Origin of the sequence: Pseudoalteromonas porphyrae (assembly GCF_001298125.1) — a bacterium.
In the GTDB taxonomy this organism is placed as follows: Bacteria; Pseudomonadota; Gammaproteobacteria; order Enterobacterales; family Alteromonadaceae; genus Pseudoalteromonas; species Pseudoalteromonas neustonica.
In genome coordinates this window covers 1-19,508 of the sequence record NZ_LHPH01000035.1, presented here as the reverse complement: position 1 = coordinate 19,508, position 19,508 = coordinate 1, and the positions used below count along the sequence as shown (strand labels likewise).

Genomic DNA, 19,508 nt, shown 5'->3' with positions numbered 1-19,508 from the left:
AAGTTCCTCAACGCCGCTTGGAGAATGAAAGTTGAACAATCATATGGCTTTATTCAATAAATAAAATATAGAAAGCTCATACTAAAAATAGTGCAGAAACTGACATAGCGCTTCGTTATGTTCAGAGATTTCTGAAAAATCTAATTGTTCATAAGCATTATACCAACTCTATTTAGAAAAACTGAAATTCAATGCTAATAATTTATTCACCTAACTTACTTGCTTTACAAAGGTGCATTTTATTACACTAGTGGTCAATTCATACCCGCTTAGATCAAAGTTTATTCATATGAAGAAATTTCTTGTACTTGTTGTTGTAATACTTGCGTTATTTACTATCGACCACCCAATGATAAAAGAACCTAGAGAAAAACTATTAGGGGAAGGTGTTGGCGTACTCAGTGATGCTGGAAATATAAACCGAGGTAGAGGTGCTAGCATGGCTAAAAGCCGAATTAGCTCTGCACTCACACTATCAGGATCTGAGCGCGAGTATCTAGAAGATACCTTAAAAACAGATGAGCAACTGCAGTTGTTCCATACGCGTTACTGTAATAGTAAAGACCTTAATTTATATTTTTATGAAGATCGTCTAGCTACAGTGTGTTCTATCGTATCCGAGTCACTGATAGAAAATAGAGCTAAATAGTGGATTTCTCAGCATTAACAAAAAAAAGCAGCGCGTCGTTTAACCAGCATAAAAACTTGCTGAAAAAGCTCGCTAAAGGACAGACCGTGAAGTGCGAAAAATGCCAAGGAGTGCTGACGTTAGATTTAAAAACTCAGCAGCATGGAAAAGGCATCGCTAAATGCCCGCAAAACTGTACTGAAATCATACTTGATCTAATATAGCAGGTATCCCCTGCTATATACCCTAGGGGGATTGACTATTTGTTACCTACACGGATGTAGGTAAAGGGCGTGAGCAGGACGTACAAGCTTTGCTCGGTTTTTACTTAGCCTGCTAGGTTACAAACCTCGCGCCGCGATTAAATAGCCCCTAGATTGAACGAATTTCAATCCACAAAGGTCAACACGCCCTAGTTCCAGCTGCCTTCCTCATCCGTATATAAGCCACTTTGTACTGCAATGATTTCTATCAGTTCAGCAAAACCTAGTGCAAAATCACCCATTAACTCATATTGCTGCTGACTCAGTTGCGCATCGCTTAACTGATTTTGTTGAGCAATTGTTGCTATCACTTCAGGCTTTAGAGCAAAAAATCCCAAACTCGCATAAGCTGTTTGCAATGCTTCTTTTAACTCAACGGAAAGTGAACCTGCTTGCATTAACTTATCAACATAAGATTGCGAGCCGTGTACAAACCCCAAGCACCACTGTTGGCATTCATGTAAATCTAGGTAGTTTTCATTATCAGCACCTATTTGCAAGCTTACAGGGAGTTTAAAACCCGTTTCGTAGACTTGCTCGCTAATTTGGTGGTACATAGCCATAAAGGAGAATAACATCTGCTCCTCTAGTTGCCCTTGTGTATCAGGTATTATCTGCTCAAGCCACTCGTGAACATCTAACGGCTCGGGCGAACATATTATCGCGAATAAATAACCTTGGCTTTGCGGCAATGTCATTGCGCCTTTTCGGCTCGCTAAAAATGCACTTAGTTGCTGACTATGTTGCAGAGTAAATTCAGGTATTTGCATAAGATAACTCAATAACACTTAAAAATTTAATGGAAAACGGCCATCGCTATCAGCACGGCCTAAAAACTTAGTCGCATCATGCACTTCTTTTGGTAGTGACGCGTCAGGTTTTATATACCCTGCGACCTTAAAGTTCATATTCGCTTTGAGTGTTGCATCGGCTGCGAGCCCTAGGCGATTATCTGGATCAACCAACACTGCAACATCACCTGATTTACAGCTTAACTGGCCGCTAAGAGGGCCAATGCTAAACCAACCAGATAAACCTTGAACATCAATATTCTGGCTAGAAATCTCACCTTGTAATGCATTGCAATACGGTTGCCCTGAAGAAAATTCATCCAATTGTACAATCACTCGTCCTTTGGCATTGATTGGCAAAGGTAACTGTAAGCGCATCATCGCTCGCTCAACAGTTAAACGCAGTGTTGTATCTGACAATGTTATAGCTTGATTAAACAAACCATAGCTAAAATCTGCACGACCGGATATATCCGTCTTTTCACGTGCATTACCAAACTTAACATTACCTTTAAGCTGTCCTGTAAATAACGCCCAACCAGAGATGTCCCATGTTAAGCTATTAATTTGCTCCCCCTGATAACGAAGTTGCATTACTCGGCCTTGCCACACAGTACCTGACACTTTGCCTATTTGTACGTCTTGAGGCACGTATTTACTCGCAAGGTTAAGCGCCACAGCAGCGGGCGTTTTTAACAAAGCAAACACGATAAAACTAATGATAAATATTACTATAAGTGTGGCTGTTTTTTTCATGCTTACTTCTCTAATACCAATCGGCTAACTCGAACATAGCCTTGCTTGTCATCGCGGCTCAAATCGAGGTTTTCGATCATCACACCTTTGTCATTTACTAACTCATCTAGCCATTGCACTAATTTATTAAATTGCACTGTGTCAATCGTTAATCTTAGTGCGTTGTCGTTCGGCTGCATTTTACTAATTGTAATATCGTAACGGCCACGCGTTGCATTGACTATTTGACTTAGATTTTGGTTGTTGATGACAGCACGTGAACTTCCAGCTTTCAATTTAACAATACTGGTATCAACCCAAGTCAATAACTCTTGCTGTTTAAGCTGATTTTTCTGTGCTTCAGCAATGGCATTATTGAGCGGTCTAAAAATCCCCATAACAAGTACAAAAATAACAAAAATAACACCCGCAATCATTACTAACTGTTGTTCTTGCTCTTTTAAAGAACGCCAATGTTTTAGTAACTGTTGTTTCATGCTGCACCTCGTAGTTTTATTTCACCGACTACAAAGTCGCCATCATTGTTCAATGACCCTTGATCAACTGTTAAACCACGCTGCTCAAGGATTGCTTTAACTTTACCAAATGTTTGAAAATCTTTACCCCGAGCACGCACTCTTAATTCATTACGACGTTGATCATAACGTAGCGTTTCAGGCTTAAACTCTTGAACCTGACTAAACACACTAACCAGCTCATTGGTAAGGTCTAAAAAGCCTGCACTGCTAACGCCATCAAGTTTGGCGAGCTCACCTTTAATTTGGCTTTTAATCAGATGAGGGTTCAGTGCTTTACCCGGAAAGGCTTTTTGGTAACGTTCAACAACGTGTGTTTTTGCTATGTCTATTTCGCTATTCAATTGGTGCAATTCAACACCTTTAATAACGATTGACCCCACTAAAGCAACGCTCGCTGCTATCGCAGCATTTTTCCAATATCCCCACCATAAAGACGTTTTCTTTTTAAGTTGGTACTGCCCCTGGCGAAGGTTGAATTTCACACTCGGTAATTGCTTTGCAAATAACGCTAATGGTAAATCATAAGCATCTGTCTGCGCTGTTAAATCAATTGTCTCAGGGAATTGTGACGCAGGGCTATAGTGCTCAACATGTGGATTACCTAGCGCTGCTAAATATTCTGCTAGCCAGCTTTGCTCTACTGCGCCAACTCGCCACAGGCCGTGCTTACACAACCACTGTTCGCCCAGCTCAATTACACTTAAGGCATCATTTTCTGCTGTAGGTAGTAATATTGCATCGGGTAATAATTTAAATACTTCTATATCATGCTCAACAAATACAGCTAACCAAGATTCAAACCAGTCGCGATCTGTCATCGCAACATTAATTGCGTGCTTATCACCAATCATTGACGGTTCAGCTATCGCTATAAATAAATCATCAACATCACACGCAATATCCTCTTCAAGCATATAGGGTAATGCTTGTTCGAGTTTACGATTCCACTTAGTAGGTAGCTCAACGGTTTTAAGCTGTACTTGATCACAAGGCAGCAATGCCACCACTTCTCGATTTTGTGATTTTTCAGTTAACTCACTCAATTGCTCTGCATTGGGTAAGTCACCGCTGGCAATAATTTCTTGTTCTAGTGGTGAGTAAATCAACCAATTAATTTTATCTTGCTGGGTTTGACCCGTGCGGATCAAAAGTATTTCTGTCACTGTACGCCTCCAAATTTTCGCGCCAGTATCGTTACTTCACCATCTTTGGCTTGCAGTAATGTGGTCATCGAAAAACGCAGCTCAACAAATTCAGCTTGCGATTGTAATTTAAAATATTCGCTATTTATGGTGAACAACTTTTCAACGGACTTAACATTTTGAGCCCCTTGTTGATTCACTTGCTCAAAAAATTCTTCTATATTTGAAAAACCATCATCTGGGCGTGCTGCTAAAACGGCTTGCGCCCCAGATATATCCAAACCATCAATCATTGCGCTAAGCAATAAGGCATTTTCGGGGTCGAGCGTATTAACATTAATTGCCAATAACTCACTACCTGGTATAACACATACGTAAGGCAGTACTTTTTCCATTACAAGCGGGTTAAAGCCCTTAACTAAACGTAACTCTGATGTTGAGGCAAAATAACTATTCGCTGTCATATACGGAAATTGACGCGACAAGTATTCGTCCTCCTCTGCACCCGAACGATACGTAATACTATCTTCGTCTAGCCAATCAAACACACTGTCAGCCATCGCTTCTTCTGATTCATCTGATTGCAGGTCTTCAATATTTTCAAGCAATGCAAGTAGAGCCTTATGTGCAGGGTTTGTTCTACTTGTACTCCCTGCTTGTGTTGCTGCTTTTACACGCAATGCGTTTAAATTTAAGCACGCTTGTAAATCAATAATTTTACCTTGAAGTGTGCCATTATCAACAGGGTATGGTACATCACCTTGTTGAGCCCAAATCTGCTTTAGTGTGGTTTTATCCGGATCGTCTTTTTTGCTTTGTAACAATGCCTTTATTGCTAACTCTTCCGCTGCATAGGCGTACCATTTTGCTTGCTGATGCCCTTGAATGTTGGTGCTTTTCTGTACCTGAATTAGCAGGTTGCTACTCATTTCAACTGCCAATATTGAAGCTAAAGCAACAATAAACAACACAATTATGAGTGCGGCGCCTTGCTGGGGTTTATGGTTCAACACTGCCCCCTTGGCCATTACCTGGCACTAAAAATATGCGCCTTAATGGTTCTTCATCAATACGCGTAATAGTCACAGCAACCGCTTTAGGGAGTTCCTTTTTTTGCCATTGCTCTTGCCATTCAATTTTGTCATCTAAAAACTCAAATTTAAGATCTTCAATATTTTCGAGTATTACTTGCACACGCGGTTCAAGATTATCAAGCTGATCCACATACACCCGATGCACACGCTCTAAGTTGTCATCTATCACGCGATAACCCACTGCTTGTAGTTCTGAGCGAGGTAATAAATTTATTGGGTTTACCCAGCCATCGCGTACAAAGCCTATGCCGTCATATTGGCTATTTAATGCATAACGTCCCGCTAATAGATAAAACTCTTGTATATCGCCAGATTCGTCGCGAACGGCTCGCTTTGTCATTTGGCTAAAATCTTGATCCATTAGCCTGAATGTCGTTTGCAAACCATTTAATTCTGCAATTTTTTCGTCCGACGCTTCTTTTGCTTTAGTGGTCGAATCCAGTATTTGATGAGTAGCCAAAATGACAAAGGCTAAGATGCCCAGCGCTACCATCACTTCTAATAAGGTAAATCCGCGCTGCTTCACTTAACGACCACCTTTATTTAAGTAGCTAGTAAGTTCATAGATTGAGTATTCTAGTTTTTCATCACTAAAAACATTAATAGTCACTTTTACAAAGGTTTTATCAGCTGTGGCAACCACGTCTTGTCGCCAATACCATTCAACGCCCCCCATAACCTCAGTGCCTTTAGCGCCGTTTTTTCCTTGCCATTTATTGCCTTTTGCCCGTTGTTCAACCAATACATTTTCAGCAACCCATGATGCGTAAGTTTGCTCTTCAAGGCTTGATAAATGATTAATGTGATCGCCCGTTGCCTGCATAGCAGCAATACCCGCCATAGCGCATATACTCAACGCCACCATCACTTCCAGTAAAGTAAAACCTTTATTATTAAGCATTATTCAGGTTCTCGGCGTAGGTTTACAGGAGCAGAAAACTCCCCTTCAATGAAATACAGAGGCTCTCTTTCGTCTTTTAATTCATAAACAAGTTGAAACGCGCTAACTTCACCAGAAGATAAAATAAGGACTTGCGGGATTTTAAGTTTTTTAAGCTCTAAAAAATCATCGTCATCACCGCCGCTCATCAGCTCCTGCCAGTTAGATTGCTCTAAAAGGTTATCTTGAGCCCATGCGAGATCTTCTAGATTAAGTGTCAATTTAAGACGCTCATCAACTTTAATGGGTGCAAACAGTTTATCGCGATCGAACACAATCCACTTTTCGCCATCAAATACTAAAAATTCAAAGGTATCTTCGTCAATATGAAAACCTAATTCAACCTGATTTAATATTGCAAATTCAGATGCCATATTAATGGTGGTATGCAGCCTCAGCGCTTGCTTATCAAGCTCATCTTCAACACCGCCATCAAGGCTGTATACCACCATCTTTGTTGCAAAGGCGATGACCACCAACACAACGAGTATTTCAATTAAACTAAAGCCACGCGTTGGTGGCTTCAATTTTGTAGCGCGTGAGTTAGCTGTGGGGCTTAAGAACATGCTAAGCCCTGTACTAAAAATAATAACGCCGCTGAATTATTATGCATTACTGTTTTTCTTCGTCCCAGTTACCGATATCATCATCAGTGCCCGCTTCGCCATCTGGTCCCATTGAAAAAATATCAATTTTACCCACTTCACCTGGACTGATTAATAGATATGGGTTACCCCATGGGTCTTCTGGTAGCTTAGAAATAAAACCACCTTCAGGAAAACGTCTTGGTGTTGGCTCTACGCTGGTTTGTGTCACTAAACCTTCTAAGCCTTGCTCTGTCGTTAAGTACGCTTTATTTTTTAATTTATAAAGACTCATTGCATCTTCAAGCTGCTGGATATCCAAATGCGCTTTATCGATTGCCGCCTCTTCTTGTTGACCCATAATATTTGGTGCCACGATTGACATGATCATGCCAATGATAACCAGTACCACCATAACTTCTAGCAATGAGAAACCTGATTGTTTATTCACGTATGTACCTCTGTTTTTCTTAATAATTAATTCATCGCAATACAGTAAAGTGCATTACGATATCCCTGAAACTGTTACAGCCCAATCGCTTTATTCATCGCCATAATAGGTTGTAATATGGCCATAACAATAAACAATACGATCACTGCCATTGACGCTATCATCGCAGGCTCTAAGAGTTTTAGCGAGACATTTACCATGCTTTCAAATTCACGGTCTTGGTTATTCGCTGCACGCTCTAACATCTGCTCAAGCTCACCCGATTTTTCCCCACTGGCGATCATATGTAGCATCATCGGTGGAAATAATTTGGTTTCTTGTAGCGATGCTCGAAGGCTCGCACCTTCACTGACACGCGTTGATGCATCCGCTACCGCTTTCTTAATTTTTTCATTAATCAGTACCTCGCCAGAGATCCGCATACCTTCGAGTAATGGCACCGAACTCGATGACAGAATACTCAACGTGCGCGCGAAACGAGCCGTATTTATACTACGCGCAACCTTACCAATACCGGGTAATATTAAAATTTTAGCATCATACCAAAAGCGAATTTTTGGCTGTTTTAATGCGTGTTTAATCCCTATAACAAGCAACGTAAACAGCACAAGAGTTATAAACCAGTAATTTTGCACATAATTACTCGCGGCCATTACCCACTCTGTCGTCCATGGTAAAACCTGTTTAGATTTTTCAAACGTTTTTAATATTTTAGGCACTACAGTACCTAATAGAATGGATACAATGCCGATTGCAAAAATAACTAATATAACCGGATATACCATTGCTTGCGTTATTTGACTGCGCATGTGCTGACGTTGTTCCGTGTAATCTGCTAAACGATTCAAAACAGCATCTAAATGGCCTGACTTTTCACCTGCCGCAACCATTGCTCGGTATAAGTTATCAAATACGTGCGGAAACTCAGACATACCATCAGCAAGGGTGTAACCTTCTACAACTTTAGAGCGTACCGACATCAACATGCGCTTCAAGCGTGGCTTTTCACATTGCTCAGCGACAGCCATAACAGCTCCTTCAACAGGCAGTGCTGACTGAATTAAAGTAGCGAGCTGACGAGTGATTAATGCAAGATCCGATGTAGATATTTTTGGTTTAAAAAAACCACCTAAAAACGTAGTTTTTTCACCTTTAATCTGTTTATCTCCCTGTGCTGCGGGGATCACTTCTAATGGAGTGAGCCCTTGTTCACGCAGGGATTGACGAACTTGTTTAGCGGTATCCGCTTCTAAAATACCTTTTTTATCTTTGCCACGACCATCTAACGCGCGATACTCAAACGCAGCCATTATTAACCTTCCTCACGTGTTACACGTAACACTTCTTCAAGGGTCGTTTTACCAGCCAATACGCGGCTACAGCCATCTTGACGAATACTTGGTGTATGTTTACGAATGTATTTTTCAACACTTTGCTCACCTTTACCACTGTGCACAAGCTCTCGTACAGTTTCATCAACAACAAGTAACTCATGAATACCCGTACGTCCACGGTAACCATTAAAGTTACATTCTTCACAACCCACTGCGCGGTAAATTGTCGGTGGATTCTCAAACGGCACGCCGAGTAATTCGCATTCACGCTCATCTGCGGTGTGAGCTTCTTTACAGCTTTTACATAAAGTACGTACTAGGCGCTGTGACAACACACCTAATAATGACGATGAAAGTAAGAAAGGCTCTACCCCCATATCTTCCATACGTGAAATAGCACCCGCTGCTGTATTGGTATGTAACGTTGACATAACTAAGTGGCCAGTCAGTGATGCTTGCACACCAATTTGAGCCGTTTCTAAATCACGTATTTCACCAACCATTACGACATCAGGATCTTGGCGTAGAATCGCTCTAAGGCCACGAGCAAAGGTCATATCAACTTTTGCGTTGACCTGAGTTTGGCCAATACCTGGGATTTCATACTCAATTGGATCTTCAACCGTTAATATATTGCGATCGCGAGAGTTAATTTGACTCATACCAGCATAAAGCGTGGTACTTTTACCTGAGCCGGTTGGCCCGGTCACCAAAATAATACCATGCGGTTTACTTATCAAATCAGAGAATAACTCGCGATTACGTAAAGTCATTCCTAAATCTTCAAGATTTAAACGTGCATTGTTTTTATCAAGTAGACGAAGTACTACACGTTCACCAAAACTAGATGGCATGGTTGATACCCGTACATCAACAGCACGACCTGCAATACGTAAACTAATACGACCATCTTGTGGAATTCGCTTTTCAGCAATATCGAGTTTCGCCATTACTTTGATACGCGAAACCAATAAAGAGGCCAGTTTACGGTTTGGTTTAAGTACTTCTTTAAGCACACCATCAACCCTAAAGCGAATTACTAACTCTTGCTCAAAGGTCTCAATGTGAATATCAGATGCACCCTCTTTGATTGCCTCACTAAGCATAGCGTTGATCAATTTAATAATTGGCGCGTCATCATCCCCAGCGAGTAAATCTTCAGTTTGTGGCATGTCTTCTGCTAATGAAAATAAATCCACTTCATTGCCGATATCTTCCATCATTTGCTGAGTTTCAGAGCTATCGCGTTGATACGATGCTTCGAGCAACAATTCAAATTTATCATCTGGTAATTGCTCAAGTGTAAAGCCATGACCGGCAATACGGCGTACTTCTAGCAGGGCTTCAATATCCAATTCACCACGGTAGAAAACGACACGGTCATCATTATTTTTGCTTAATAACATACCCGCACGCCTTGCATACGAAAAAGGCAAACGCTTATTGGGTAGCTCAACAAGATCATCGCTGGTCATCAAGTCGCTGCTATCTTGTGGCTTTGCATGCTCTTCGCTGATTTCAGTGATTGCATCAGTCATCGTTGCGCTCGTCTGCATTTTGCTTTCTTAAGTATTCTTCATACGTTGGTGGCAAGATTAATGCGTCATTCCACTCTGGTAATATTGGCGAATCAGTTAGCGGCATCAAATCAATCCCGTCATCTCGCTTTATTTGTTGCTCACCACGAATAAAGTTATATTTTGAGTGGCTTAATTTATTCATTTTTATACCATCACGAATAATGGTCGGGCGAATAAATATAATGAGATTACGTTTACGTTTGCTGGTACTGGTAGAGCGGAATAAATGCCCTAAAATAGGGATATCACCTAGTAGCGGCACTTTAGATACACTTTCTTGTACATCTTCATCAATCAAACCACCTAGTACAACCATACCACCGTCATCAGCCATTACCGTTGTTTTAATAGCACGCTTATTAATTGAAATATCCACCGCAGTGGCGCCACTTACACCAGAAACCTCTTGTTCAATAATAAGTTGAACAGCACTGCCATCGTTAATTTGGGGTGTTACTTTGAGTTTAATACCAACTTCTTGACGTTCAACAGTTTGGAATGGGTTGTTATTATTAGAGCCTGTTTGCGAGCCCGTGATAATTGGTACTTCTTGACCAACGATCATTGACGCTTCTTCGTTATCCATCGTTGTTACGGATGGAGTGGCAAGGATATTTGAGTTGGTGTCAGTAGACACTGCTTGGATGATCGCGCCCCAGTCATTTTTAACAATACCCATGGCTAAACCATTAATACCACCCAGTAATGCGCCTAATGGGCCTAAATCACCTTCTTGAGTTTCATCATACTCTGTTAGTTCGTTATTAACGCCGGTAAGGGTTTTTGTTACTGTTTTATCACGTGCGACCTCAGCTGCAACGGCCAGCGACCCTACAGGGACTGAATTGCCGTTGTTAAATTGCATCATTCCGCCTTGCTCTGAGATAAACTGCAGCCCAAAGTTGATACCATCAGCTTCCATAACTTCAACAATGATTGCTTCTACGAGTACCTGCGCACGGCGAATATCTAAGCGTGCAATAACTGATTCAAGTGATCGCATTGTGTCTGGTTGAGCGGTAATTACCAGCGAGTTTGAATCTGGGTGAGCTTCAATACTTGTATCATCTTTACTACGGCTACGGGTTTTGGTTGCCCCACCTTGGCCTTCTTCACCAAGTGTTTTACTTACTCCCTGCAGTACTTTAACAAGATCTTCAGCATTGGCGTAATTAAGGTAAATAACTTTTGTGTTACCTTGATTTTGCAATTCACCATCTAAACGCTTAATAAGCTCAATTGCGCGGGTTCTTGCTTGGCCTTCACCACTGACTATAACGCTGTTTGTACGGCCGTCGGCAACCACTTTAGGAATTAAAAACTCAGGAACGCTGCCTTTACCTGTATCTTTGTAAATATTCTCAACCACTGAAACCACGTCGTCTGCCGTGGCAAAGTTTAGTTTTACAATATCAACGCGCTTATCACCCGCTTGGTCAACAGAGCGAATGATTTCGACTAAACGATTCACGGATGCTGCGTGACCCGTCAACATCATAACGTTAGCGGCATTGAAGTTAGCAACATGACCGCCATCTTTTTGGTCGCTAAATTGACGCACTAACGGACCAAGCTCTTGCACGCTAACATTCTTAACGCGAACAACTCGCGTCACCATCATATCGCCGCTGGCCTGATTATCCTCAGTGATCAGTGGAACATTCGACTTTTTAGCGTCAGAGCTTTTTTCGATTTTTAAAATGCCGTTATCCATCTCTACAGCTGAATAACCGTAAACTTCAAGCACATTTAGGAAAAATTGATAATAAAGTGCTTCATCCATCAGCTCATAACTGCGAACATTTACTTTGCCGCGTACGTTAGGATCAATGATCACTGTTTTATTAAGGTTTTTACCTACGATATTAATGAACTCGTTAATATCGGTCCCTTTAAAGTTTGCAGCGTACTCAACGGCAGATACTGACAAAGATAAACTGGCCGCAAAAAAAAGTGTTGCGTACTTAGCTAACCCTTTTCTGATTTTTTTGAGGTGTAGCGCGTGAACCATTATTTTAAAACTCCAAAGCTAAGTTATTGCAGGCTAAATTGTACATCGATTTGCTCACCATCACGTTCGATAGTGATATTGGCATCGGTGCTATTACGCAGCTCATTAATGGCTGACATGGCCTGTTTTAAATCTGTTAGTTGATAGCCGTTAATCGATACAGCTAAATCGTTATTTTGTAATCCCATTTGCTTAAATAGCACAGGGTCTTTACCTGGGCTTAAGCGATAGCCAACAAGCTCGCCGTCTTTCATTGCCTGAGATACACGGATGTAATCAAATAATTTACCAGGATCTTTTAATAGTTCTTCTCGGGTTTCTATGATTGCTTCTTTGACTTCTTGATTAGATGTGGCATCAATTTGACGATCACCTTCCATCTGTGGGCCCTCATCTAATTCCGACTCATCCTCTTCACGCTGAGCCAAAACAGGCATTGAGACTGTTTTAGTAAAGTCGAGTCCATCAAGCATTAATGTCTCAAAACGCCCACTCACATCTAATATCACTCGATCAGGTAATACCTGAGCAAGCTTTGCCCGTGTTCCTTTCACTACATCATCAACAAGGTAAGTAGATTGTTGTCCTTGCGACTCAATAACCGCAAGCCCCGTTAAATCATTATTACTAACGGCTACAATCCCTGTTAAATTAATGCTTAACCGTGTTTCAGGTGCATTATTAATCACTTTAGCTTGTTTGGTAGGCTGTTTACCAAGCACAACATCGGCTTTACCGAATAAATTCTGCTCTAATATTGACTTAGAATTTACACGCTCGGATGAATTATTTGCAGCATTCATACTGCTTGGTGGAAGGGCTAAATTCGTAGGCTCTGGCCATGCAAGCCAAAACGCTTTAGCTAATAAAAAAGCAATATAAACAATAGCTAAAAGAGTTACCACCCAGCTTAATTTAGCGTGGGGTAATTTATTTACCAGATGTTTTAGCTGCTGTAATTGCTGTTCCATAAATGCCATTTCTTATTTTAATTTACTGCCATATCTCTGCCCTATAGTACCTTTTCATTTTTCATTCAACAAGCGCACTAATATTAAACTTTGTAAACAAGGTAAATTAGGGCTTTTACTTCACTACAAAACTCACCAACTATTTCTTTAAATGTGGGTTTCGTGCTAAATTTTGTATTTGTGATCAGCGAAATAAAAGAGTGCTATTTTGTCAAAAAGTAATGGTTCAAAAGGAAACACCCGCAATTCGACTTCAGCTGATGATATTAATGCCATTCGTTTAGATAAATGGCTGTGGGCTGCACGTTTTTATAAAACCCGAGCCACCGCACGAGACATGGTACAAGGTGGTAAAGTACATTATAATGGGCAACGTGCAAAACCCAGTAAAATAGTTGAACTAGGCGCACAAATTAAATTAGCACAAGGTGTTGATGAAAAGCTCATCACTGTACTTAAATTAGTTGATAAACGTTTAAGTGCCCCCATTGCTCAAACCTTATATCTAGAATCACAAGCTAGTATTGAAAAACGCGAGGCAAATAGTATTGCCCGCAAAAATAATAGCTTTTTTGCTCCACATCCGGATCGTAAACCCGATAAAAAGCAAAGACGCGAACTTTTAAAAATGAAATCAAGTTAGGTAAAGCGACCCATGCAACAAGATCTACTTCACCGTTATACATTTGAAAAACTAGACGTCCGCGGCGAGCTAGTCCAAATTGAGCACACCTACAATGAGATGATTGCAGGCCATAATTACCCTGCACCAGTAAAAGCCTTATTAGGTGAATTACTCGTTGCAACGTGCTTATTAACAGCCACATTAAAATTTGAAGGTGATATTGCAGTACAATTACAAGGTGATGGTCCTGTAAAATATGCGGTTATTAATGGTGATGATAAACAAAATATGCGTGGTATCGCTCGCATACAAAGTGAAGTAACAGGTAGTACTGTTAAAGAACTAATTGGTAATGGTGTGATGGTATTAACTATTACACCTGATAAGGGCGAGCGCTACCAAGGTATCGTACCACTAGAGCACGATACGCTTGCAGAATGTTTAGAAGCATACTTTGCCCAATCAGAACAACTGCAGACACGATTGTGGTTTGCCACTGATACAACTCAAGATAAAGCCAAAGCATCCGGCTTATTACTGCAAGTTTTACCTGTGAATAAAGAAAAATCTATTACTGATTTTACACATCTAGAGGCACTCAGTAATACGATTAAAGATAAAGAGTTACTAGAGCTTGATGCTAACACTGTACTGACTCGCCTTTATCATGAAGATAACCCTCGTGTATACGAGCCACAAGCAATCCAATTTAAATGTGGTTGCAGCAGAGAGAAAACGATTACCGCACTCGTTAATATTGGTCAGCAAGAATTACTTAACGACGTAGCTGAAAACGGTGAAATCAAAATTAGCTGTCATTATTGCTTAAAAGACTACTCTTTTAACGAGCAAGAAATCAAAGCCATTTTTAACTAAGAACCCCCCTCTTAAAAAAGTACACATTGAAAAGCTGTAAACACTGCAGCTTTTTTGTTCATAAAAAATGATACCGGTGTCATAAAACCAACAACTTTCATGACACCGGTATCATTGAAATTATTCATGTTTTTTACTAAATATATGTGTTTTTAAAGCTTTCATAGGCTCGAATATCCCTAATCCATCTGTTACTATAATTACAGCTTAAGGTTATTAAGAACCCAGAGCTATCCCGTTCAATCTCACACAATTTAGGTATAAACATGACTTCAAGCGCTACTCGTTTTGTCGATCTAACTGCAGCTGAACTTGTCGAACACGCGATCCGTCGTGGCGAAGGGACTTTAGCCGCCAATGGAGCTTTTGTTGCGAACACTGGTCGCCGTACTGGCCGTTCTCCAAAAGATCGTTTTATTGTTCAAGAATCAAGTACTGAAAATGAAATTCAATGGGGTAATGTAAACCGCCCTTTCGATGCAGATAAATTTGACGCTTTATGGGCACGTGTAGAAGCACATGTGCAAGACAACGACCACTTCATCTCTCACCTTGAAGTTGGCGCTGATCCAGAGCACTATTTACCTGTTGTTGTTACAACAGAAACTGCATGGCATCATATTTTTGCCAAAAACATGTTTATCGAACCTAAGTCTTACAATGCATCTGATTTACCCCAGTGGCAGGTAATGAATGTACCTTCGTTTGTATGTGATCCAGAACGTGATGGCACTAACAGCGACGGCACCGTTATTATCAACTTTGCACAACGTAAAGTATTGCTAGCAGGTATGCGTTATGCCGGTGAAATGAAAAAATCAATGTTCTCTGTTCAGAACTTCCTACTTCCAGCGAAGGGTGTATTACCAATGCACTGCTCAGCTAACGTAGGTGAAGCTGGCGACACAGCATTGTTCTTCGGTCTATCTGGTACAGGTAAAACTACCTTATCAGCAGATCCAACTCGCTTTCTAATTGGTGACGACGAACACGGCTGGGCACCAGGCAGCGTATTCAACATCGAAGGCGGCTGTTACGCTAAATGTATCGACCTTTCACAAAAGAATGAGCCAGTTATTTGGGATGCAATCCGCTTTGGAACTATCCTAGAAAACGTCGTCCTAGATGATAAAGGCATTCCTGACTTTCACGATACAAGCCTAACTCAAAATAGCCGTGCAGCTTATCCACTTGAACACGTTGAAAAGCGTAAAGTAGAAAACCGTGCTGGTGAACCAAAAGCCGTTGTATTCTTAACATGTGATGTAAGCGGTGTATTACCACCGGTATCAATCCTTACTGAAGAAGCTGCAGCGTTTCACTTCTTAAGTGGCTACACTGCAAAAGTAGGCTCTACAGAGATTGGTTCAACCAGCGATATTGAGTCAACATTCTCAACGTGTTTCGGCGCACCATTTTTCCCACGTCCAGCAGGTGTTTACGCTGAGCTTCTTATGAAGCGTGTACGTGAGTTTGGTGCCAAAGTATACCTTGTTAACACAGGTTGGACTGGTGGCCCTTACGGCACTGGTAAGCGTTTTGATATCCCAACAACACGTGCTGTTGTTGACGCAATCGTATCTGGTAAGCTGGCTGGTGTTGAAACTCAGCACATCGATGTTTTAAACCTAGACGTGCCAGTAGCAGTTCCAGGTGTAGACAGCAATTTACTTAACCCAATTAACACATGGGAAGATAAAGCAAAGTACGCTGAATACGCGACTAAGCTTGCTGCTGATTTCACTGAAAACTTCGCTAAGTATGATGTCTCAGACGATATTAAAAATGCAGGCCCTAAAGCTTAATTAACTTTAGTCGCCACATTAAAACGCCAGCTAAAGCTGGCGTTTTTGATCTACTCTTTTATTTAAAATAACTGAACCTATAATACTAGTTTCATTAAATTGGTATTAATTACACTTCCAACACTTACCTTTTACTGGTTCATTATACCAAGTAGTATTTTTACCTTTTTTGCTTTCAGCCCACTCTTTAATCATTGGGTATGCATTAACAATATCCACATTTTCAATTGGATGTGACCAAACTGAAGTAACATCGAGCGCCCAAGGGTGACCATCAGTTGTCATGTATGTCTGTGCTCCACCCACTTCAGAATTATCATCACCCGTTTTAAATAAATCAGCGTTTGCTAACGCTGTAGGGGAATGATTAGGAAGGTGCACTTCACGCCCACGATCATTTACCGGGTATATAAATGGGTTAAAGGGAGCGTTACCAATATCTGAAGTATTCACAGTGTCATTAAATATAATACTCATTGTTACTGGTACTACATCGCTTTCATCACCACTTTGCGTATTAAAAAACTGATACCCATTAGCACTTACTGTTACATCATGAATGTTTTCAACCAATGTATAAACGAGTTGATTTGTGTGTCCCGCTTCAGCAACCAATGAACGTGTATTACCTGCTATATCAATGCTTGCACTTTGAACGCTCTCATTTGAAATATTATCAAATGCTAAAGCAAATGCATTTGCATTGCTTGCACCTCGTGCATTGATAGATCCAGTTAGGTCAATCTGCTTAACTTGGTTATCTGCATTTTTTATAACATTAAAGGTGTAACCCATAACAAAATCATTTAAGTCATAGTCGCCTTTATTAGGCCACAAGTCTTCAAACGCTAGGGTTGATTTAACAGTATAGTTATTTGAGGCTCTTTGTGGGTCGTTTGGATAATCGTCATCAATATTACTAATTCCATCACAATCAGAGTCTGTATCAGCACTTACTTCCCATGTATAAAATGCAGGATTACTAATTAAACCATTGCTATCAATCGCGGTGACCTGCACACGCCATATTTCACCACCTTGCACTTGCGAGGCTAATACAGTACTACCTGAGTGATCTGTTTTACCCACTATTTCATCATCAACAACTTCACCCTGGCCTACATCAACAAACCAACGATATTGATAGGTAACGCTGTCACCATCGGGATCTGCATTTTCTGTATTATCAACCACAATAACTAGATCTTTATCTGGCGATAGGCAACTCTCATTTTCTACTGTTAGAACAGGCAAATATGGTGAATCATTAGGGGTTATAGCATACGTAATGACCAGCTCACTATAATCTAAAGTTGTTTTCCATTTCACGTAGTCGTGGTTCATATCTATATCAAGAAATACATTAACTAAACCATCATCAGTTATGGCTGACAAAGGCACATCAAATGATGTTTCAGACCATGTACCGTTAGTACCTTGTAGCAAGCCAGGATTAAGTTCTGAACCATCCACACTAATACCATCATATTCACCACTCGTTCCATGAAAAGATTCAGAATCAATGTCATAGCCTCGAATTAATAACGTGGCACTTTGTATTTTAAGTAATGGATCTTCAAGGTTTTCAAAACTATGCTGCCAACCATAATCTTGAGAATAATGCGAGTAAAAATCAAAGCCATAGTTTTGAGGAGCTAAATAATGAGGTGCAGTACTTTGTTTGTTTATACGCTGAGTATATGTAAATGTCCCATCTTGGTTATCCACCGTGCTTGTACTTGTTGCTGCGGCTATTACACAAAATGAAGGAGATAATACAGACGCTAAAATAATTTTTTTAAGACTCATCGCGGTTATCCTTCTTCTGCATTAACTTCAACTGGACACTTAATCTCAAGGTCCCCCAACAAAACATTTTTTAAAAACGTCTCAGTACAAACTACCCCATCAACCTTAGCCTCAACTTTAATTCCACTCCACTCATTAGGAAATTTAAGCGTGCTCTCTAACTGCCCAGTTCGTGATGTTAGGGCTTTGAGCAATGTAGTGCCCACTTGCTCTGAGTTTTGATCGATAGCAGTAACCTTTATGAAATGTTTACCACCAATACCAGCTCCACTTTGGTCTATCATCGTTATAGTGCTTACAACTTTAAAATTGATACTCACCTCATCATTCATTGACCAATCAAATCCTGATGGGATCACGACGTCTGTTAGTGAGTTATCAACAGGCTCAACTACAACGGGGGGCGTTACTACAACTGGGCTTGCTGTAGTATCCCCACCGGAACCGCCGCAACCAGATACAAGCGTAAAAAAGATTAAGCATAATAATTTCCTGAGCATAGGTCATCTCCACTGTATTAATTAATAGTTAATGAAGCAGTAATTAAGCCAATTTTAAGTAACTGATTTTTAAGCTTAATATAAAATTTAATTTATCTTATTATTAAAATGCAATGCAGAAAGCGAGTTTCCGGTTACTTATAAGGAGTCCGGAATTAGTTGACCACAACAGAGATATTCAAATGAGTGTGGAGTTATAGAATCGAAGAAAAAAAACAAGGCGGATTAATGTAAATATTAATAATACCAATCATGTTAAGTTACTGACCACTTATAGCGACAGGTAAATACAGTGATAACAAGGCAGAAATTTTGACATGTAGTTGTTACTACTTGAAAAATCACTAACGCTGTTAGCGCTTTATTTAGCCCGCTAGAATGGTTAAATATTTAAGTCGATTGGTATAAATAGTGGATCATTATTCAAATACTCGAGTGGCTCACTTTTCGGTTGTTGTTGACAATAAACTAAGCGCACGACTTTAGGTCGTGATTTATCGCGACAACCGATATATGGGGGTGTATTGCTTTCAGATGAACGCCTGAGCGACATTGACCACCTTGCACCTTGCACCTTGCTCGCTTTTTCACTTTCCTGCAGACGTAAAAAAGCCCGACTCTATGAGTCGGGCTTTCTTTATTTGGAGCCTGGCGATGACCTACTTTCACATAACAAATGCTACACTATCATCGGCGCTGTTTCGTTTCACTACTGAGTTCGGCATGGGATCAGGTGGGTCCAAAACGCTATTGTCACCAAGCAAATTTGGTGTCAGTTCGTATCTCTACGCACTAACTAAAATTTGAAAATGCTGATAATTGTCTTCTTA

The 19,508-nt window shown here is 40.5% G+C and carries 19 protein-coding genes and 1 rRNA gene; 4 read left to right on the top strand and 16 right to left on the bottom strand.

Going from position 1 to position 19,508, the window contains the following annotated elements:
• Positions 1 to 289 precede the first annotated feature (289 nt).
• Positions 290 to 649, top strand: coding sequence for a hypothetical protein (locus tag ADS77_RS20415; protein WP_054206845.1), 360 nt, complete (start codon positions 290 to 292; stop codon positions 647 to 649).
• Between the two features lie 391 nt (positions 650 to 1,040).
• Here ADS77_RS20415 and ADS77_RS20405 read toward each other — a convergent pair whose 3' ends face one another.
• The 13 genes from ADS77_RS20405 to gspC form a co-directional block, all read right to left on the bottom strand.
• Entirely contained in the window at positions 1,041 to 1,661 is a 621-nt protein-coding gene (locus tag ADS77_RS20405; RefSeq protein ID WP_054456061.1) for a UPF0149 family protein, read from the bottom strand.
• Between the two features lie 18 nt (positions 1,662 to 1,679).
• Positions 1,680 to 2,438: a type II secretion system protein N gene (locus tag ADS77_RS20400; RefSeq protein ID WP_054206842.1), complete on the bottom strand. Its 759-nt coding sequence runs from the start codon at positions 2,436 to 2,438 to the stop codon at positions 1,680 to 1,682.
• Between the two features lie 2 nt (positions 2,439 to 2,440).
• Complete coding sequence (gene gspM, locus ADS77_RS20395; protein ID WP_054456060.1) at positions 2,441 to 2,914, bottom strand: type II secretion system protein GspM; 474 nt, start codon at positions 2,912 to 2,914, stop codon at positions 2,441 to 2,443.
• Positions 2,911 to 4,119, bottom strand: a complete 1,209-nt coding sequence (gspL, locus tag ADS77_RS20390; RefSeq protein ID WP_054206840.1) for a type II secretion system protein GspL — start codon at positions 4,117 to 4,119, stop codon at positions 2,911 to 2,913. The genes gspM and gspL overlap by 4 nt, the downstream gene beginning before the upstream one ends.
• Positions 4,116 to 5,108, bottom strand: coding sequence for a type II secretion system minor pseudopilin GspK (gspK, locus tag ADS77_RS20385; protein ID WP_405630569.1), 993 nt, complete (start codon positions 5,106 to 5,108; stop codon positions 4,116 to 4,118). Before gspK ends, gspL begins: the two co-directional genes overlap by 4 nt.
• Positions 5,098 to 5,718 carry a type II secretion system minor pseudopilin GspJ gene (gspJ, locus tag ADS77_RS20380; protein WP_054456058.1) on the bottom strand — a complete coding sequence of 207 codons (621 nt, stop codon included), beginning with the start codon at positions 5,716 to 5,718 and terminating at the stop codon, positions 5,098 to 5,100. The genes gspK and gspJ overlap by 11 nt, the downstream gene beginning before the upstream one ends.
• Positions 5,719 to 6,093: a type II secretion system minor pseudopilin GspI gene (gspI, locus tag ADS77_RS20375; RefSeq protein WP_054206837.1), complete on the bottom strand. Its 375-nt coding sequence runs from the start codon at positions 6,091 to 6,093 to the stop codon at positions 5,719 to 5,721.
• Entirely contained in the window at positions 6,093 to 6,698 is a 606-nt protein-coding gene (locus ADS77_RS20370) for a prepilin-type N-terminal cleavage/methylation domain-containing protein (protein WP_054206836.1), read from the bottom strand. The genes gspI and ADS77_RS20370 overlap by 1 nt, the downstream gene beginning before the upstream one ends.
• 46 nt (positions 6,699 to 6,744) lie before the next feature.
• Positions 6,745 to 7,167: a type II secretion system major pseudopilin GspG gene (gene gspG, locus ADS77_RS20365; protein WP_054206835.1), complete on the bottom strand. Its 423-nt coding sequence runs from the start codon at positions 7,165 to 7,167 to the stop codon at positions 6,745 to 6,747.
• A gap of 74 nt (positions 7,168 to 7,241) precedes the next feature.
• A complete protein-coding gene (gene gspF, locus ADS77_RS20360; protein ID WP_054206834.1) occupies positions 7,242 to 8,477 on the bottom strand; it encodes a type II secretion system inner membrane protein GspF in 1,236 nt (411 codons plus the stop codon).
• A gap of 2 nt (positions 8,478 to 8,479) precedes the next feature.
• Positions 8,480 to 10,039: a type II secretion system ATPase GspE gene (gspE, locus tag ADS77_RS20355; RefSeq protein ID WP_054206833.1), complete on the bottom strand. Its 1,560-nt coding sequence runs from the start codon at positions 10,037 to 10,039 to the stop codon at positions 8,480 to 8,482.
• Entirely contained in the window at positions 10,032 to 12,092 is a 2,061-nt protein-coding gene (gene gspD / locus ADS77_RS20350; RefSeq protein ID WP_054206832.1) for a type II secretion system secretin GspD, read from the bottom strand. Before gspD ends, gspE begins: the two co-directional genes overlap by 8 nt.
• A 23-nt stretch (positions 12,093 to 12,115) precedes the next feature.
• Complete coding sequence (gspC, locus tag ADS77_RS20345; RefSeq protein ID WP_054206831.1) at positions 12,116 to 13,063, bottom strand: type II secretion system protein GspC; 948 nt, start codon at positions 13,061 to 13,063, stop codon at positions 12,116 to 12,118.
• A gap of 265 nt (positions 13,064 to 13,328) precedes the next feature.
• Here gspC and hslR point away from each other — a divergent pair, with 265 nt between their 5' ends.
• The 3 genes from hslR to ADS77_RS20330 all read left to right on the top strand — a co-directional run bounded on the left by hslR (position 13,329) and on the right by ADS77_RS20330 (position 16,369).
• Positions 13,329 to 13,706: a ribosome-associated heat shock protein Hsp15 gene (gene hslR, locus ADS77_RS20340; RefSeq protein ID WP_054206855.1), complete on the top strand. Its 378-nt coding sequence runs from the start codon at positions 13,329 to 13,331 to the stop codon at positions 13,704 to 13,706.
• A gap of 12 nt (positions 13,707 to 13,718) precedes the next feature.
• The gene (gene hslO, locus ADS77_RS20335) at positions 13,719 to 14,564 is read left to right on the top strand and encodes an Hsp33 family molecular chaperone HslO (RefSeq protein ID WP_054206830.1); all 846 of its coding nucleotides are present in this window, start codon (positions 13,719 to 13,721) and stop codon (positions 14,562 to 14,564) included.
• A gap of 266 nt (positions 14,565 to 14,830) precedes the next feature.
• Entirely contained in the window at positions 14,831 to 16,369 is a 1,539-nt protein-coding gene (locus ADS77_RS20330; protein WP_054456056.1) for a phosphoenolpyruvate carboxykinase, read from the top strand.
• Between the two features lie 105 nt (positions 16,370 to 16,474).
• Here ADS77_RS20330 and ADS77_RS20325 read toward each other — a convergent pair whose 3' ends face one another.
• The 3 genes from ADS77_RS20325 to rrf form a co-directional block, all read right to left on the bottom strand.
• Positions 16,475 to 18,178, bottom strand: a complete 1,704-nt coding sequence (locus ADS77_RS20325) for an LruC domain-containing protein (RefSeq protein WP_054456054.1) — start codon at positions 18,176 to 18,178, stop codon at positions 16,475 to 16,477.
• Between the two features lie 5 nt (positions 18,179 to 18,183).
• On the bottom strand, positions 18,184 to 18,678 hold the full coding sequence (locus ADS77_RS20320) for a hypothetical protein (protein ID WP_054456052.1): 495 nt from the start codon (positions 18,676 to 18,678) through the stop codon (positions 18,184 to 18,186).
• A 646-nt stretch (positions 18,679 to 19,324) separates the two neighbouring features.
• Positions 19,325 to 19,439: ribosomal RNA gene (rrf, locus tag ADS77_RS20315) — 5S ribosomal RNA — on the bottom strand.
• Positions 19,440 to 19,508 lie beyond the last annotated feature (69 nt).

Coding starts and splice junctions, on each gene's coding strand:
- ADS77_RS20415 (WP_054206845.1), top strand. CDS start 290: ATGAAGAAATTTCTTGTACTTGTTGTTGTAATACTTGCGTTATTTACT.
- gspM (WP_054456060.1), bottom strand. CDS start 2,914: ATGAAACAACAGTTACTAAAACATTGGCGTTCTTTAAAAGAGCAAGAA.
- gspC (WP_054206831.1), bottom strand. CDS start 13,063: ATGGAACAGCAATTACAGCAGCTAAAACATCTGGTAAATAAATTACCC.
- ADS77_RS20370 (WP_054206836.1), bottom strand. CDS start 6,698: ATGTTCTTAAGCCCCACAGCTAACTCACGCGCTACAAAATTGAAGCCA.
- gspD (WP_054206832.1), bottom strand. CDS start 12,092: ATGGTTCACGCGCTACACCTCAAAAAAATCAGAAAAGGGTTAGCTAAG.
- gspI (WP_054206837.1), bottom strand. CDS start 6,093: ATGCTTAATAATAAAGGTTTTACTTTACTGGAAGTGATGGTGGCGTTG.
- gspF (WP_054206834.1), bottom strand. CDS start 8,477: ATGGCTGCGTTTGAGTATCGCGCGTTAGATGGTCGTGGCAAAGATAAA.
- hslO (WP_054206830.1), top strand. CDS start 13,719: ATGCAACAAGATCTACTTCACCGTTATACATTTGAAAAACTAGACGTC.
- ADS77_RS20400 (WP_054206842.1), bottom strand. CDS start 2,438: ATGAAAAAAACAGCCACACTTATAGTAATATTTATCATTAGTTTTATC.
- ADS77_RS20405 (WP_054456061.1), bottom strand. CDS start 1,661: ATGCAAATACCTGAATTTACTCTGCAACATAGTCAGCAACTAAGTGCA.
- ADS77_RS20330 (WP_054456056.1), top strand. CDS start 14,831: ATGACTTCAAGCGCTACTCGTTTTGTCGATCTAACTGCAGCTGAACTT.
- gspE (WP_054206833.1), bottom strand. CDS start 10,039: ATGACTGATGCAATCACTGAAATCAGCGAAGAGCATGCAAAGCCACAA.
- ADS77_RS20325 (WP_054456054.1), bottom strand. CDS start 18,178: ATGAGTCTTAAAAAAATTATTTTAGCGTCTGTATTATCTCCTTCATTT.
- ADS77_RS20320 (WP_054456052.1), bottom strand. CDS start 18,678: ATGCTCAGGAAATTATTATGCTTAATCTTTTTTACGCTTGTATCTGGT.